Annotated in this window: 11 protein-coding genes and 1 pseudogene; 8 read left to right on the top strand and 4 right to left on the bottom strand. The window is 42.9% G+C overall.

What is annotated here, in order from left to right:
* Nucleotides 1–84 precede the first annotated feature (84 nt).
* Both PSM36_RS03565 and PSM36_RS03570 read left to right on the top strand, forming a co-directional pair.
* Nucleotides 85–2,043 (top strand): heavy metal translocating P-type ATPase, encoded by a 1,959-nt coding sequence (locus PSM36_RS03565; RefSeq protein WP_076928921.1) that lies wholly within the window; start codon nucleotides 85–87, stop codon nucleotides 2,041–2,043.
* Nucleotides 2,044–2,175: 132 nt separating this feature from the next.
* The gene (locus PSM36_RS03570) at nucleotides 2,176–2,592 is read left to right on the top strand and encodes a Fur family transcriptional regulator (protein WP_019539567.1); all 417 of its coding nucleotides are present in this window, start codon (nucleotides 2,176–2,178) and stop codon (nucleotides 2,590–2,592) included.
* 53 nt (nucleotides 2,593–2,645) lie between these two features.
* Here the strand turns inward: PSM36_RS03570 and PSM36_RS03575 are convergent, their stop codons facing one another.
* Both PSM36_RS03575 and PSM36_RS03580 read right to left on the bottom strand, forming a co-directional pair.
* Nucleotides 2,646–3,851, bottom strand: coding sequence for an NAD(P)/FAD-dependent oxidoreductase (locus PSM36_RS03575; RefSeq protein WP_019539568.1), 1,206 nt, complete (start codon nucleotides 3,849–3,851; stop codon nucleotides 2,646–2,648).
* A 383-nt stretch (nucleotides 3,852–4,234) separates the two neighbouring features.
* On the bottom strand, nucleotides 4,235–4,879 hold the full coding sequence (locus tag PSM36_RS03580) for a response regulator transcription factor (RefSeq protein ID WP_019539570.1): 645 nt from the start codon (nucleotides 4,877–4,879) through the stop codon (nucleotides 4,235–4,237).
* A gap of 161 nt (nucleotides 4,880–5,040) precedes the next feature.
* On the opposite strand from PSM36_RS03580, the gene arfB reads away from it, so the two are divergent.
* The 6 genes from arfB to PSM36_RS03610 all read left to right on the top strand — a co-directional run bounded on the left by arfB (nucleotide 5,041) and on the right by PSM36_RS03610 (nucleotide 14,386).
* Nucleotides 5,041–5,454, top strand: coding sequence for an alternative ribosome rescue aminoacyl-tRNA hydrolase ArfB (arfB, locus tag PSM36_RS03585; protein ID WP_026327335.1), 414 nt, complete (start codon nucleotides 5,041–5,043; stop codon nucleotides 5,452–5,454).
* A 348-nt stretch (nucleotides 5,455–5,802) separates the two neighbouring features.
* On the top strand, nucleotides 5,803–7,098 hold the full coding sequence (locus PSM36_RS03590) for an O-acetylhomoserine aminocarboxypropyltransferase/cysteine synthase family protein (protein ID WP_076928924.1): 1,296 nt from the start codon (nucleotides 5,803–5,805) through the stop codon (nucleotides 7,096–7,098).
* Nucleotides 7,099–7,363: 265 nt separating this feature from the next.
* The gene (locus PSM36_RS03595) at nucleotides 7,364–10,561 is read left to right on the top strand and encodes a SusC/RagA family TonB-linked outer membrane protein (RefSeq protein ID WP_076928926.1); all 3,198 of its coding nucleotides are present in this window, start codon (nucleotides 7,364–7,366) and stop codon (nucleotides 10,559–10,561) included.
* Between the two features lie 78 nt (nucleotides 10,562–10,639).
* Complete coding sequence (locus tag PSM36_RS03600) at nucleotides 10,640–12,169, top strand: SusD/RagB family nutrient-binding outer membrane lipoprotein (RefSeq protein WP_076928928.1); 1,530 nt, start codon at nucleotides 10,640–10,642, stop codon at nucleotides 12,167–12,169.
* A 149-nt stretch (nucleotides 12,170–12,318) separates the two neighbouring features.
* Nucleotides 12,319–13,545, top strand: a complete 1,227-nt coding sequence (locus PSM36_RS03605) for a TlpA disulfide reductase family protein (RefSeq protein ID WP_076928931.1) — start codon at nucleotides 12,319–12,321, stop codon at nucleotides 13,543–13,545.
* Between the two features lie 241 nt (nucleotides 13,546–13,786).
* Nucleotides 13,787–14,386, top strand: a complete 600-nt coding sequence (locus PSM36_RS03610; protein ID WP_076928933.1) for an NAD(P)H-dependent oxidoreductase — start codon at nucleotides 13,787–13,789, stop codon at nucleotides 14,384–14,386.
* A gap of 10 nt (nucleotides 14,387–14,396) precedes the next feature.
* Here the strand turns inward: PSM36_RS03610 and PSM36_RS17685 are convergent.
* Nucleotides 14,397–14,540: pseudogene (locus PSM36_RS17685) on the bottom strand (SAM-dependent methyltransferase); the annotation flags it as partial.
* Nucleotides 14,541–14,610: 70 nt separating this feature from the next.
* A complete protein-coding gene (locus PSM36_RS03620; RefSeq protein ID WP_026327336.1) occupies nucleotides 14,611–15,744 on the bottom strand; it encodes an ATP-binding protein in 1,134 nt (377 codons plus the stop codon).
* Between the last annotated feature and the right edge of the window lie 67 nt (nucleotides 15,745–15,811).

Consider the following 15,811-nt stretch of genomic DNA (forward strand, 5'->3'; position numbering starts at 1 on the left):
TATACGATTAAGTCGAAAAAATTCAGAGAATGATTTAGTGACAATTATTCAACTTTCGAAAGTTGAATAGCAAAATACGATATTATGGCAAATTGTTGTAGTAATGGCTCTTGTTCGGTAACTCCGGCCACTTTAAGCGCCAATAAAACAGATAAGATATCTCAGAAAGGCCCCATTACAAGAGCTGTGATATCATTTGTGTTGTTGATTGGTGGAATAACCATGTCCGCTACGAATATTTCCTTCTTCGAAAATCAATGGGTACGATTGGTGTGGTACCTTATTGCCTATTTTCCGGTAGGTATTCCCGTATTAAAAGAAGCCTGGGAAGCCATGAAGGAAAAAGATATTTTCAATGAATTCACCTTGATGAGTATTGCCACAATCGGGGCTTTCTTTATTGGAGAGTACCCGGAGGGCGTAGCGGTCATGTTGTTTTATTCCATCGGGGAACTATTCCAGCAAGCGGCTGTCAATCGGGCCAAGAGAAATATTGGGGCATTACTTGATGTCCGTCCCGAGAAAGCATCTGTGATCAGGGATAATGGTATTGAGACAGTTTTGTCTGAAGAGGTCAGTGTAGGTGAAACGGTCGAGGTAAAGGTCGGCGAACGGGTTCCGTTGGACGGTATTATGCTCACTGATTCGGGATCGTTCAATACTTCTGCGCTGACGGGTGAAAGTGTTCCCCGAAATATCAAAAAAGAGGAAGAGGTACTGGCGGGTATGATCGCTACGGATAGCGTCTGCCGGATAAAAGTAACCAGACCATTCGGGCAAAGTGCGCTTGCACGTATTTTAGAACTCGTGCAAAATGCCACTGAACGTAAGGCTCCGGCCGAACAGTTTATCCGTAAATTCGCCCGTATCTATACCCCGGTTGTCACTATGTTGGCTGTGCTGATTGTGGTATTGCCCTGGATGTGGTCGCTGATTGACCCTGAGTTTATGTATCTGTTCAATGATTGGTTATACCGTGGATTGGTATTTCTAGTGATATCCTGTCCATGTGCATTGGTGATCAGTATACCATTAGGTTATTTCGGTGGGATCGGTGCCGCATCGCGTCAGGGGATTCTGTTCAAAGGCGGCAATTATCTGGATGCTATTACCAGGATCAATACTGTGGTGTTGGACAAGACCGGTACGGTGACCAAAGGTGTATTCGAGGTACAGGATATCATTCCCGAAGAGGGTTTTTCGAAAGAAGAATTGTTGCACGCCGTGGCTATTGTGGAAACGCAGAGCAACCACCCGATAGCCAAAGCCATTGTTTCTTCGGTACCCAAAGAAAGAATACCCTTTGCACAACCGGTAAATGTCAAAGAGGTGGCGGGACAAGGTCTGGAGGCTGAACTCGACGGGAAGAAGATCCTAGCCGGAAACATGAAACTGTTGGAGACCAATGGTATCGCTTATCCTCCGGAAGTGGCAGATATTCCCGAAACTACTGTTTTGTGTGCAGTAGATGGGAAGTATGCCGGGTACATTGTTGTAGCCGATGAGCTTAAGGAGGATGCAAAAGTGGCGGTCGAAGAGTTACGCAAAGCCGGGATAAAAGATATCGTGATGCTTTCGGGTGATAAACAAGCTATCGTCTCGAAGTTGGCCGGAGAGTTGGGCATCGACCGTGCTTACGGAGATCTGTTGCCCGAAGGCAAGGTACAACGGTTTGAGGAACTTTCTATTAATCCGGGCAATAAGGTATCTTTTGTGGGAGATGGAATAAACGATGCTCCTGTGCTGGCTATGAGTGATGTGGGTATCGCGATGGGAGGTTTGGGGAGTGATGTGGCTATAGAAACGGCAGATGTAGTCATTCAGACCGACCAGCCGGTTAAAATCCCTATGGCGATCCGTATTGGCAAAGCTACCCGTCAGATCGTAATACAGAATATCACAATGGCTTTTGGTGTTAAACTTATCGTGCTAATTCTTGGAGCCGGAGGACTGGCCACTTTGTGGGAAGCGGTATTTGCAGATGTAGGCGTATCGTTACTGGCTATACTCAATGCCATCCGTATCATGCGAAAGAAGTTTTAGTGCTATCTTGCTTTTAGTCGGACTAGAATGGTTATCTTTATACTTTCTTATATTGGATAATAATTAGTAACTATATTTTCACAAATACATTAGTTGCAATAAACCAACTTGCGAAAGTTGAACTGGTAAATTATGGATATGAAACATATAGAAAAGATACTTCACCATAGGGAAATAAAGCCGACCGCCATCAGGATGCTGGTATTGGAAGCCATGCTTCATCATGATTCAGCTTTCAGCCTTTCCGATCTGGAGGGTGAAATGGGAACAGTCGATAAGTCTACGCTATCGCGAACGATAAACCTTTTCCATCAACATCATCTGATCCATAGCATAGACGACGGTTCCGGCTCCATTAAATATTCGGTCTGCCGTGACGATTGCCAATGCTCCCTTGGCGACCTTCATGTACATTTCCATTGTAATAAATGTGGAAACACTTACTGTATGGAAAGTATTTCCATCCCTGATATACCTTTACCCCGGAACTTTCGTCTTGAGAATGTTAATTTCGTGATGAAAGGAGTTTGTGCGCAGTGCGTCCGGTAAACAATTCCGGTTAATAATAATTCAAACTGGCTTTTTTATATTCCATAAACTGCTTAGCGTCCAAAAGCAAAATAGGGTGATAACAAATGCTTTTTCCCTTTAAGCCAGTTGGAGACCATCTCCATTCCAGTTACGGAGAAGGTGATACCGTTGCCGCCAAAACCACAGACAAAATAAGAGTTTTTGAAATCGGAGTGTTCACCGATGTAGGGTAAGCCGTCTTTGGTCTCGCCGAAAGTACCTGCCCATGCGAAATCGGAATAGAATGATTTATCGGGAAACAGTTTTTTGAATGCTTGGACCAGCTTTTCCTCTTTCTTGCCGATCAGTGCATCACGTTTGGATGGATTCCGGAATTCTTCGTCTTCGCCTCCAATCAGGAAACGGCCGTCATCCGAAGTACGCATGTATAAATAAGGATCTGCTGTATTCCAGATGAGTATATCTTTATATTGGCAGTAGAGTTTTTCGTCCACTTCCGAAATAATGGCATAGGAACTGAGCAGGTCCACGAACTTCTCCCTGATCATATTGACGGCTTCGTAACCTACGCAATAGACGACCTTTTTCGCTTTGATAACCGCTCCGGTAGCAGTCGTACAGTGATTGAACCCTCTTTTGTACTCGACACTGGTCAGTTCGGTTTTATCATAGACCTGTAATCCTTTCTTGTGATTGTATTCCAACAACTCGTGTGCCAGGCAGAAAGCATCTATGCTCGCTCCCTGTTTAGAAAGAATGCCTCCGTATGTTCCGTGTATACCATATTTTTTCAGGATTTCTTCTGCTTCGAGCCATTTTCCCTCAAATCCGGCCTTATTTCTTGTTTCAAGTTCTTTCTTGAGCCAATCCATATCTTTTTTAAAGGCGGCAAAATAGAGTGAGTCTTTTTTCTTGAAACCGGCTTTCGATTTTATCTTCGAAGCAATTTCTCCCAATTGGTCTATTGCCTTGTAACAAGCATCGTAACTTGCTACGGCTCCTTTCTCGCCGACTAATTCAATCAATTTATACAAAGGAGTATCAATCTCGAATTGGAGCATTGAGGTGGTAGCGGAAGAACTTCCGTTGCATACCTCGCGCTTGTCTATCAGTATCGTTTTATATCCTTCTCCAACACATTGGTGTGCTATCAAACTGCCTGTAATACCGCCGCCAACCACCAGCACGTCGCATTCGTCATCATTGTGAAGCGAGGGATAAGATGCCAGTAATCCGTTCTTTACCAACCAGAATGGTTCGTTAGATTTTACATCCATATTACTTGGTATTAAAGTGGTAATATATTATGAGTACAATTTCCCTTCCCTGCCGATGTCGATTTTATCCATCAGTTCCTTCAATTTGTCAATGGCGGCATGGTTACTTAAATTTTCTGTATTCATAAGGCTTTGATTTTTTAAGAATGAATAAAATTTAAACTTATTTTTCTTATAACAACATTTCGGTAATTTAGTTTGTTGTAATATTAAACTATAAATGTTCGTAGTAGTGGTAGTCGTGGAGTCAGAAAAAAATGACGATAAATGGGGTAATGTAAAGTAAAAGTTACAATATAATCCGGTATTAAGGAAAACCACGCACTGGAATTTGATCTTACGACCGATAATCTCGATTATAAATTGTTGGCGGTCTCTTCGTTCTAAATATAATACTCCATTAAATCGAGTAAACCGGCTTGCAGCGCATATTTTGTGGCCTCGTGCGCATTATTTACGGCCAGTTTCCGGAAAATATTCCGGCGGTGGGTATTTACGGTATGGAAACTGAGGTGTTTCTCAAAAGCTATTTCTTTAGTGGTTTTCCCGAGGGCTATTTCCCGCAGAATACTCTTCTCTGAGGGGGTCAGAGTATCCGACTCTTTTTTCTGAAAGTTTCCGTCCTTTAGTACCGACTCTGCAATATCGCATAAATAGGTTTCACCGTAGGTGGCACAGGTAATGGCATCGAGGATATTCTGTAGTGGATTGTGCTTCATCACTACGCTGATACTGGGATCGATCAACAATATCTGATGTAAAAAACGCTCCTCCAACTCGTCAGAGAACAAAATCCATGACGATGCTTTTGCTCCCATCTTCATGTTTAAAAGTTGATTGACGGAAACAAAATCAAATAGCGTGTAATCCAGTATCACAACCGATTCGGGATAGCTGCGCAATCGTGCCTGCAGCTCGCTGCGGGTACGAGCCGTTTCCACACGGTTTTTCATATCCTGTGATCTCAGTACAGATATAAGTCCTTCCCGTGTAATATCCTGATTATCGGCGATGAGATAAGTACGCATTTTATTATTCTGAATGAACTGACTACGAAGTTAAACAAAAGTTTCAAAACATCCTTTATGGAAGCTCAGTTTTTGTATAAATAAGGTTATATTTGCAGAACATAAGATGGGCCTCGTCTTGGCTTTTATTATGTTTGTGATTCAGTTTTCAAACCGTAGTAATGATGGATATCGATATAGAGAAGGTGGTCGGGGAATGTGTTTTTACTGCTGTAAGGAGTAGTGGCAGTGGGGGACAGAACGTGAATAAAGTAGCCTCGAAGGTCGTGCTCTCGTTCGATGTGAACGCCTCGGAAGCCCTTACTGATGTCCAGAAACAGTTGATCCTCGGGAAATTATCCAACCGTATCAATAAAAACGGAGTATTGCAGGTCAGTAGCGATTCCGAACGCACCCAGTGGCTGAACAAAAAAACAGCAATAGGAAAATTCCGGCTTCTTATCCGTCAGGCCCTGAAACCGGAAATGAAACGGATTGCGACCAAACCGACATTTCAATCCATACAAAAACGGTTGGATGATAAAAAACAACAATCCGGGAAGAAGCGCCTCCGCTCCGGTGATTTTGATATGTAGATTTTTTCGAATCTTTCGGATATGCTATTCTACTTATCCATCTTTAGAACGAAAAATATCTCCCTACGATACTCTTTTTTAAATATACTATATTTATGGTATTGCCATACTTTATCCCTTGCCCTATCTTTGCATCGTTAAACAAGACTAAAAGTAAAAAAATAATGAAAACGACAGACATTTATTTTGCTTCTCTTCCCTATACAAACAACCTCCATAAGGCTTCTCTCCCGTTAAGCCGAATGTGCTGCTGACAGCACACCTGCAATTCTACATACCCTTTTTGCAATCGCAAAACTTCAATATTTTTCTATTTACACATTGTATTTTATTTAAAACATTACCAATATGAGCAATTATAAATTTGAAACCCTGCAGGTACACGCGGGACAAGAAGTGGATAAAACAACGCATGCCCGTGCTTTACCGATATATCAGACATCATCCTATGTGTTTGAAGATGCGAAGGACGGAGCCGATCTTTTCGGACTTCGCAAATTCGGGAATATCTATACCCGTTTGCAAAACCCGACGACCGACGTTTTTGAAAAACGTGTGGCAGCTTTAGAGGGCGGTGTGACCGGATTGGCCACCTCTTCGGGACAATCGGCGCAATTCATCGCACTGAATAATATCTTACAGGTAGGAGATAATTTTGTTTCGACTCCTTTCCTTTACGGTGGGACGTATAATCAATTCAAATCGCAGTTCAAACGATTGGGTATTGAAGTTCGTTTTACTCCCAATGAAAATCCTGAAGAGTTTGAAAAACTGATTGACAATAATACCAAAGCCATTTATCTGGAGTCGATCGGTAACCCGGAACTGAATATTCCCGATTTCGATGCCATTGCCGAGGTCGCCCGTCAACACGATATTCCACTGATCGTGGACAATACATTCGGTGCAGGCGGTTATCTTTTCCGTCCCATAGAACACGGTGCAGCAGTAGTGGTAGAGTCGGCTACTAAGTGGATTGGCGGCCACGGGACCTCCCTTGGAGGAGTGATTGTGGATAGCGGTAAATTCAACTGGGGAAATGGTAAATTCCCTTCCTTCACCGAACCTTCTGAAAGCTATCATGGATTGGTTTTCTGGGATGTATTTGGTGCGAATGGCCCGTTTGGGAATATTGCTTTCAATATCCGTGCGCGGGTAGAAGGATTGCGCGATTGGGGAAATACCATCAGCCCGTTCAATTCTTTCCTCCTTGTACAAGGATTGGAAACCCTGTCGCTTCGCCTGGAACGTCATGTGGAGAATACGCAGGCGCTGGCCGAATGGCTCGAGCAGCATCCGAAGGTAGAATATGTAAACTATCCGGGATTGAAGAGCAGTAAATATTATGCTTTGGCACAGAAATATTTCCCCAAAGGACCGGGAGCCGTGCTTACATTCAAATTGAAAGGTGCACCTGAGGATGCTGACAAACTGATCGATAGTGTACAGTTATTAAGCCATCTTGCCAACGTTGGAGATGCTAAGTCGCTTATCATTCATCCGGCAGCTACTACGCACGAGCAATTATCGCCTGAAGCCCAAAGAGCAAGCGGTGTGGAACCTGGATTGCTTCGTATTTCTGTGGGTATTGAAAATATCGATGATATCAAAGCCGACCTGCAGCAGGCACTTGACAAAATTTAAGAATAAACCCTTTAAATAACAACCAGATGCACCTGTTCAACGCTAAGCGCATGCATATCACGATGATGAATTGTCGCAAATTACCCGACAGTCGGTATCTCTTATGTACATAGGTGAAACAGGTATATAAAAAGAAACGGCTGATCATTAAAATGAATCAGCCGTTTTTCATAGGAGACAATTTGTAGTCAACATTTAGAAGAGAAACTTCACAAATTATTAAAACAGAGAAAAGATATTTTTCTAACATAAATATTGAGAGAAGATGAAGGTTATCAAAGCAAGTCTAGTTCTATTTCTCAGCCTTTTTGTGCTTAGTCTTTCGGCACAGAATAGAGGCACGGTTACCATTACCGGAAATGTAACCGATCCACAAGGAAGTCCGCTTACCGGTGTTACCATTGTGGATAAGAATAATCCCGCAGTGGGGACGGTATCTGATATTGAGGGCGATTACAGTATAAACATTGAAAGTGGAACAGTCCTCGAATTTTCCTATATAGGCTTTACAAGTCAGGAGGTTCAGGTATCAAAATCGGAAAGAATCGATATCATCCTGCAGGAAAGCACTACGACGTTGAGCGAAGTGGTGATTACTTCCCTGAATATCCCCCGAGAAAGGAAAGCGCTTGGTTATGCGGTGCAGAATGTTTCATCCGATGCATTTCAGACGCGGCCGACGAATCCGTTGACAGCCCTTTCCGGTAAGATAGCAGGGTTGCAGGTTATCTCGGGTGGAAGTAACCTTGGTGGTTCTTCGCGAATAACCTTGCGCGGAATTAATTCCATCACCGGAACCAACCAACCGTTGTATGTTATCGATGGTGTTCCGCTGGATAACAGCGATCTGAACAGCTCCTCTACAATCCACGGCAGTGCAGGGAAAGATGTCGGCAGTACTATCCAGGATATTAATCCGGATGATATTGCCTCAGTAAACGTGCTGAAAGGTCCATCCGCAGCTGCTCTCTACGGTTCCCGTGCTGCCAATGGGGTGATCCTGATCACCACTAAAAAAGGAGAGAGCAGTGCCGGTAAGATTGCCATTGAAATCAATACCGGCCTGGAATTTGAAAATGTGGTACGATTGCCGGAACGCCAGAAATTATACGGTGGCGGGTATAATATGAGTTTTGCCACGGCGACCATCGACGGCCAGACCTACAATATAGTGGATTATGCTGCCGACGAAAGCTGGGGGCCTAAATTAGACGGTACCCCTGTGTTGCACTGGTACAATCTCGATCCCGAATATCCGGATCAATACCTGAGACCGGAACCATGGGTATATCCCGAGAACGATGTGAATTATTTCTTTAGAACCGGGATTGCCAATACAAACAATATTTCGCTCTCCAAATCAAATGAAAATTCTGCTTTCCGGGTATCGTTCACCAATAAAAACGTAACGGGAACTATTCCGAATGCTTCACTCGACAAGAACTCGCTTATTCTTTCCGGAAACGTGGACGGAGAATATGTTTCGTTCTTTGCAAGTGCCAATTACCTGAAGACGGTATCCAAAGGCCGTCCGTGGACAGGTGCATCCAACCGGAATATCATCCTCGAAGCGTACCAATGGGGAGCGGTGCAGGTGGATTACAAGAAACTGAGTGAATACAAACGCCCGGACGGAACGCCCCGTGCATGGAACCGTACCGGTTACAGAAACACGGTTGAAGACGAAAAGACAAAATATATCGACAATCCCTACTGGTCTGCCTATGAGAGTTATCTTGAGGAAGACAGGGACAGATTGTACGGAAATTTCGGAATACAAGTCTCCCCCGTATCATGGTTTTCGGTGACCGGCCGTATTTATGCCGATGTTTTTCAGTACAACTTTCAGGACAGGATTGCGTATAATTCCCGTTCGCAATCCATGTACCAGGAATATAGCCAAAAGTATGGCGAATTTAATTACGAATTATTGACTACCCTCAATCGTTCATGGGATGTCCATTCACTGGTTGCTAATTTAGGGACAAACTTCCTACAGAGGAACCGTCGTATCAGCGATATATCTACTTCGGGCGGATTGATTGTGCCTAATTACTACAGTCTGAATAACGCTACCTCTACAGTCATCAGCCCTGAAACAGGATTATACAAAAAAGAACTCTCTTCTGTTTTCGGAAGTGTCTCTTATGGATGGAGAAGTACTGTTTATCTCGACGGTACATTCCGTAACGACTGGTCCTCGACTTTGCCTGTAGGGCATAATTCCTATTTTTATCCTTCGGTAACTTCATCGGTTATCCTGAGTGAACTACCCGGTTTGAGAGAACAAAGATGGCTGTCGTTTGCAAAATACCGTTTGGGATGGGCGCAGGTTGGGAACGATACCGATCCCTATCGGCTCTATAAAGTATATCAGGCTATCACACCCATTAACGGGAATATTGCCTATACGTTACCGGACCAGTTGAACAACCTGAACCTCAAACCCGAAATTACCTCTTCACTTGAAACCGGGTTAGAACTCCAACTGTTCAAAAACCTGTTGAGTATCGACTTCACTTATTACAACAATACAAGTCGCAATCAGATTATTTCGCTTCCTACCTCCGACGCGTTCGGTTACTCTTCAAAGTTGATTAACGCCGGTGAGATCAATAACAAAGGTGTTGAGGTGATTCTTGGAGTGAATCCGGTTAGAACCCGCGATCTTGACTGGAATTTTTCAGTCAATTACTCTAAAAACAGCAACAGGATCATCGAACTTTCCGATGCCGTAAGCCGTCTCGATTTAAGTACTTCACTGGTCAGTTTGGTTGCCCAGGAGGGTGAAAGTTACGGACAATTGTATGGTTATGATTTCGTGTATGCTCCTGATGGACAAAAGGTGATCGGTGACGATGGACTTTATATGCGTACACAACAACTGGTGCCACTTGGCAGCGTTTTACCTGATTTCCTGTGGAGTTTCCAAAACGGATTGCGGTATAAGAACTTGCGGTTCAATTTCCTGATAGACTCCCGTGTGGGAGGTAAATTCTTCTCCCAAACTTATAAGGTGGCGATGTATTCGGGAATCCTACCGGAAACGGCAGCCAATGGAATCCGTGAAACGGGGGTTGTCGCTGATGGTGTGACTGCTGATGTAACATTCAATCCTGACGGAACTTATTCGGTAACCAATACAGCCCAGAACACACAAAATGTGACAGCGCAGGCATGGGCAAGAAACCATTACAACGGGCCGACAGCATTCGATATTTTCGATGCCACATTTATTAAACTCAGGGAATTGTCGTTAGGATATGATTTCAGATTACCCGAAAATGCGCCGGTTAAAAGTATCGGAGCTTCGCTTTATGCACGCAACCTGTTTTACCTGTACAGGAAAAGTAAAATTATCGATCCTGAACTCACGAACAGCAGTGGAAACGTACAGGGAATTGAAGGCGGTAATATGCCGACTCCTCTTACTTACGGAATTAATCTGAGTATTAAGTTTTAAATAGATTCAAAATTTAAGATTCAAGATTCAAGATATTTAGCAAATCAATAATTCCATATACCGAAATAAAATAATCATATGAAACCATTATATATACTTTTTATCCTGTCGGCAATCGGATTTACATCCTGCATCGATGAAGACCTGAATATCGACCCTAACCGGCCCTCGTCGGTTCCGACTACCTCGTTGATCTCAACGGCGCAAAAGCATCTGACTGATAATGTGAGAAGCGAACAGGCATCGTTACGAAGCTCGGCATTGTTTGTCCAACAGATCAGCCAGATTACCTATACCAGCCAATCGCGTTATGATATTCCTTTCGGCTATTCGGCGGATATTTGGAGCGGATTGTACAGTGTGCTGAACAATCTGCAGGAAATTATCAACCTGAACACCGATCCTGTCACCAAAGATCTGGTCACGGCGGACGGAGCGGGCAGGAATGCTAACCAGATAGCGATCAGTCGTGTCCTGAAATCGTATGCATACTATGCGCTCACCGATATCTTCGGCGATGTACCCTATAATTCTTACGACAGCGATGATCCCGATTTTCAGGCATTGCAGCAGAATCCCGATAACATTACGCCCAAATATGCTTCGCAGGAAAAGATCTATACGGATATCCTCAACGAACTCAAACAGGCGGGCGATACTTTATTGAAATATTCGGAGGAGAGAACGTTTGGTGTATCGGATATTATCTATGGTGGCGACAATGCGAAATGGGCAAAGTTTGCCAATTCATTGCGGTTGCGGTTTGCCACCCGCTTAAAGACAAAAAACAACTCCCTTTATCAATCACATTTTGCCGATGCGTTAGAGAAAGGCGTGTTCACAAGCAATGCGGACAATGCTGTTTACAAGTATGCCGCCGCTGCACCCAACGAGGCACCTTATTATCGTGCTACTGTCACTGCAAACAGGCGCGATTTTGCCCTGTCGAAACCATTTATAGATTTGCTGAAAGGTGAAAACAACCAGCTCCCGGTTGCTGATCCGCGGCTAAGTAAGTACGCATCAGTAAATAACCTTGGTGTTTATGAAGGATTGGCTTACGGGTTGACTGAAGCGCAGGCAGGCAGTTTTGCGGCAGGTGATGTCAGCCTTCCCGGAAGTATCTACAGCGCCGCTGATTATGGAGAGGTATTATTGGAATATGCCGAAGTGGAGTTTTTAATCTCCGAATACAATAACTGGAGTCAGGCTAACTATGTGAACGGAGTAAGAGCATCTCTCGAAAAATGGGGTGTTGCCTCTGCTGATATAAATGCTTATGTGTCGCAACTGCCGCCGGCCAACGAGCGGAATGTGCTGAATCAGAAATATATTGCCCTGTTCACCCAGTTTCTCGAAGCGTGGAGTGATTATCGCAGAACCGGTTATCCCGATTTCCTGATAAAAAAGGATGATGTGATCTTTTCAGGAGTGATTGAAGGTCAGCCGGTCACTTATACATTCTCACCTTTGTTCGGTGATGGAGGCGTTCCGTCCAGATTATATTATCCAATCAAAGAGCAGACCGTCAATCTGCAAAGCTATCAGGATGCAATAGCAGCCCAGGGGAATGACGTAATTGAAACCAGGTTGTGGGTTTTCAAATGATCGTTGAGGAAATTTTTAAAACGGACATTCGTAAAACTGAAAACAGTTTCTTAGCTTTGTAAAATATAATGAAAGCCGAGCGAAAAACCAAACTCGTTTGAGTTTTTCCGAGGCGCATCTTATATTCTCTAAATAAAAAAGAAAAAATCATGCTAAAAATTCAATGGACGGTTTATTTATTGGCAGCGCTTTTGATAGTGTCCTGCCAAAAGCAAAATACCTTGCAAAACGGAATCTGGAAGGGGGAACTTTCCGTTGCAGAAAATAAGAAAGCTCCTTTTCTCTTTGAAGTCAGTGATGCAGGTACAGACAAAGCTTCGGTTACATTACTGAACGGCGTGGAGCGGGTGAAGTTAGACAGCGTCCACTTTCAATCCGACACGCTTATCATCCCTATTGCAGCTTATGATGCTTATATAGAAGGGATTATTTCCGGTGATGCTATCGAAGGAAAATTTATTAAAAACTATATCGAGAACGATCCCGGAGTTTTGTTCCATGCCACATTCGGGGTGAAAGAACGTTTTAGTCCGGCTGAAACCACACCTGATACCCGTATCGATGGGAAATGGGATGTACTTTTCATCAGTGAAGAAGGCGATACGACCCGTAATGTGGGAGTTTTTAAATCGGAAAACAATGTTGTAACCGGCTCTATCCTTACTAACTCGGGAGATTTGCGCTTTCTGGAAGGAGCTTATACCGGATCGGGTGTTGATCTTTCTGCTTTCGGCGGTTTAAGCCCATACCTTATTGAGATTCAATTTTCAAACGATTCGGCTTTTAACGGGAAATTTTATACTACCCGTGGCGTGACGGAAATCATTGGTGCGAGAAATGATTACGCCGAATTGGCAGATCCTTATTCATTGGCCAAATTAAAGCCGGGATACAGTTCCCTTGGTTTCAACCTGCCGAATCTTGAGGGTCAGAACATATCATTGAGCGATGAACGCTATCGCGGTAAAGTAGTGGTCGTATCCATTCTCGGAAGTTGGTGTCCCAACTGTCTGGATGAAATGGAGTTTCTGGCGCCCTGGTATGATGAGAACAAAGACAGAGGTGTTGAGGTTATAGGAATCGCTTTTGAGCGCAAGAACGATTTCGATTATGCGAAGACCGCTTTGACCCGGTTGAAGAACAGATACGGTACAAATTACGAAATTCTGTTTGGCGGGGAAGTCGGACGGGAAAGCGTAGCCAATGCACTTCCCGAAGTGGAGAACTTTTCAAGTTATCCCACCACGCTGTTTATCGACAAGAAAGGAGAAGTGCGTAAAATACATACGGGTTTTAACGGCCCGGCAACAGGACTTTTCTATGAAGAGTTTAAGAAGGATTTCAATTCTTTGATAGATAGTCTTTTATCGGAATGACGTAATGATCTTTACACCTGATCATTCTTTTTGTTTTGCCGTAAGGTGTACTATGGTTATATTTGTAGAATATAGGATGCACCTCGGATAAGCTCAAGCAAGCTTGGCTTATCTCTCGGTTTTCGCTATATTTGTAGAATATAGGATGCGTTTCGGGCAAGCTTAAGCAAGCTTGGCTTACCTCTCGACTTTCACTATATTTGTATCTGCAAAAAATATAGTATAATTTAATTTTAATGATATGTGTTTTTTAGATATTGCAAAGAGCAGATACACCACCAAAAAATATGATCCAAATGGGAAAATCGCCGATGAAACGATCGAACAGTTGAAGGAGATCCTGCGATTAAGTCCCTCCTCGATAAACAGCCAGCCATGGAAATTTACTTTTATTTCGGAGGAGAAAACGAAGAGCGAGTTGTCGAAGGTGTCCTATCATAACGAACAGAAAATCAATGATGCCAGTCATATAGTTGTTTTCAGTGTGATTGAGAATGTGGAAGATTTTGAGAACGGGAATCTTACCCTTTTGGGATCTGAAAAAGCTGGTTATTATAACCGTATGGTAAAACCCAAAGGTGAGTCGGAAATTAAATCGTGGTTATCGTGTCAGGTGTATCTTTCTTTAGGATTCTTTTTGAGTGCCTGTGCAAGCATGGGAATTGACTCCACCCCGATGGAAGGGATCCAAACGGAAGCGTACGATCGTATTTTACAACAGGACGGGTACAAAACACTGTTTGCTGTCGCTATCGGTTACAGGGATAAAGAAGATGCCAACCAGCCCTCGATAACCCCTAAATTCCGTCTGGATATGGAAAATGTGATCCGGACTATTTAGTATGGGCTAATGAACGATTAACTCCCACGACACTTGCACCCATTCTGGATAGTGAGATAGAATCCATCCCGAAATGACATTGCAGGTGCAGAATTTTCTTTCCCGTTATGTTGCCCAATAAAGCTGTTTCAATCTGGTTTAAAGATGATTTGCCGCCGACGGTCAAATTATTAAAAGGCTCTTTCAAGATGGCAAAATATGAGATTGGAAGGTTATGATTATAATTACAAGCCGACAAAGTGTTCAAAATTTTCTCGGCTGATTACTGCTGTCTCGTGGTTAGGATATGCTTCCAGAAAGGAATTGGCAAAACGAACCTTTTGTGCTTTCCACTTAAATTCAAAAGCGCTCAGCAATCCGTCTTCTTCTTCAATGTAGTCAATTTCCGCCTTATCATGCGTTCGCCAGAAGTACATATTGGTATATCGTCCCTGATAGTGATTGTTTTTTATCCGTTCCGAAATCAGGAAGTTTTCCCACAAAGCCCCTTTGTCTTGTCTTAAATCAATACCGGAAAAGTTATTAATAAGTACATTGCGTATACCATTGTCGTAAAAATAATACTTCTTCCCTTTTTTTATTTCGTTGCGCAGGTTTCGGCTTAAAGCAGGTAATTTAAATATGATAAACGCTTTTTCAAGTAGATCAATGTATTTTTCTACTGTCGCAGTATCTATATTCCCGATGGTTTGGGCCAATTCGTTGTAGCTGACTTCGCTGCCAGCCTGGAACGCCAAAGACTGTAGCAATTTTTCAATATGAGTAGGCTTACGGATATTGTCCAGTTTCAGGATATCTTTATACAGATAGCTATTCGCAATCTCAATAAGTGTACTCTTTTCACTACCCGGATTGTTTACTACTTCAGGATATGAGCCAAAAATCAGCCGTGTTTCCAAAAGTCTTCTCGCTTCCAGAACAGACTGATCCTGTGCTATTTCCTTATAACTAAGAGGATACAGATAAAATGTTCGTTTTCTCCCGGTGAGTGGTTCTGCCATCTTATTCTGTAAATCAAAAGAAGAGGACCCGGTAGCAATAATCTGGATATCGGGGTTAGTGTCGTAAATTAATTTTAGTTTTTTGCCAATATCCGTAATTTGTTGGGCTTCATCTATTACAACCAGTTTGTTGTTTTTTCCAATCAGTTGTAATAGTTGTGTGCTGGTGGTTGCCGTTTCAAAAGCCTGTAAAATATCAGCCTCATCTACGTTCAACCAGATGGATGGTATGTCAATTTGAGAAATGACCTCTTTCAATAATGTCGTTTTTCCCACCTGACGAGCACCTAAAAGAAGTATGATTTTCCCTTTAAAGCAACTGCTCTGAATAGTTTGCTGTAAATCCCGAAGTTTCATAATTAACCAATTTAAACCTCAAAAGTAGCAAAAAAACTTTCTATTCTAAAATATAGGCGTAATTTTT

The organism is Proteiniphilum saccharofermentans (genome assembly GCF_900095135.1).
GTDB classification, from domain to species: domain Bacteria; phylum Bacteroidota; class Bacteroidia; order Bacteroidales; family Dysgonomonadaceae; genus Proteiniphilum; species Proteiniphilum saccharofermentans.

Coding starts and splice junctions, on each gene's coding strand:
- PSM36_RS03600 (WP_076928928.1), top strand. CDS start 10,640: ATGAAACCATTATATATACTTTTTATCCTGTCGGCAATCGGATTTACA.
- PSM36_RS03610 (WP_076928933.1), top strand. CDS start 13,787: ATGTGTTTTTTAGATATTGCAAAGAGCAGATACACCACCAAAAAATAT.
- PSM36_RS03605 (WP_076928931.1), top strand. CDS start 12,319: ATGCTAAAAATTCAATGGACGGTTTATTTATTGGCAGCGCTTTTGATA.
- PSM36_RS03570 (WP_019539567.1), top strand. CDS start 2,176: ATGGATATGAAACATATAGAAAAGATACTTCACCATAGGGAAATAAAG.
- arfB (WP_026327335.1), top strand. CDS start 5,041: ATGATGGATATCGATATAGAGAAGGTGGTCGGGGAATGTGTTTTTACT.
- PSM36_RS03590 (WP_076928924.1), top strand. CDS start 5,803: ATGAGCAATTATAAATTTGAAACCCTGCAGGTACACGCGGGACAAGAA.
- PSM36_RS03595 (WP_076928926.1), top strand. CDS start 7,364: ATGAAGGTTATCAAAGCAAGTCTAGTTCTATTTCTCAGCCTTTTTGTG.
- PSM36_RS03575 (WP_019539568.1), bottom strand. CDS start 3,851: ATGGATGTAAAATCTAACGAACCATTCTGGTTGGTAAAGAACGGATTA.
- PSM36_RS03620 (WP_026327336.1), bottom strand. CDS start 15,744: ATGAAACTTCGGGATTTACAGCAAACTATTCAGAGCAGTTGCTTTAAA.
- PSM36_RS03565 (WP_076928921.1), top strand. CDS start 85: ATGGCAAATTGTTGTAGTAATGGCTCTTGTTCGGTAACTCCGGCCACT.
- PSM36_RS03580 (WP_019539570.1), bottom strand. CDS start 4,879: ATGCGTACTTATCTCATCGCCGATAATCAGGATATTACACGGGAAGGA.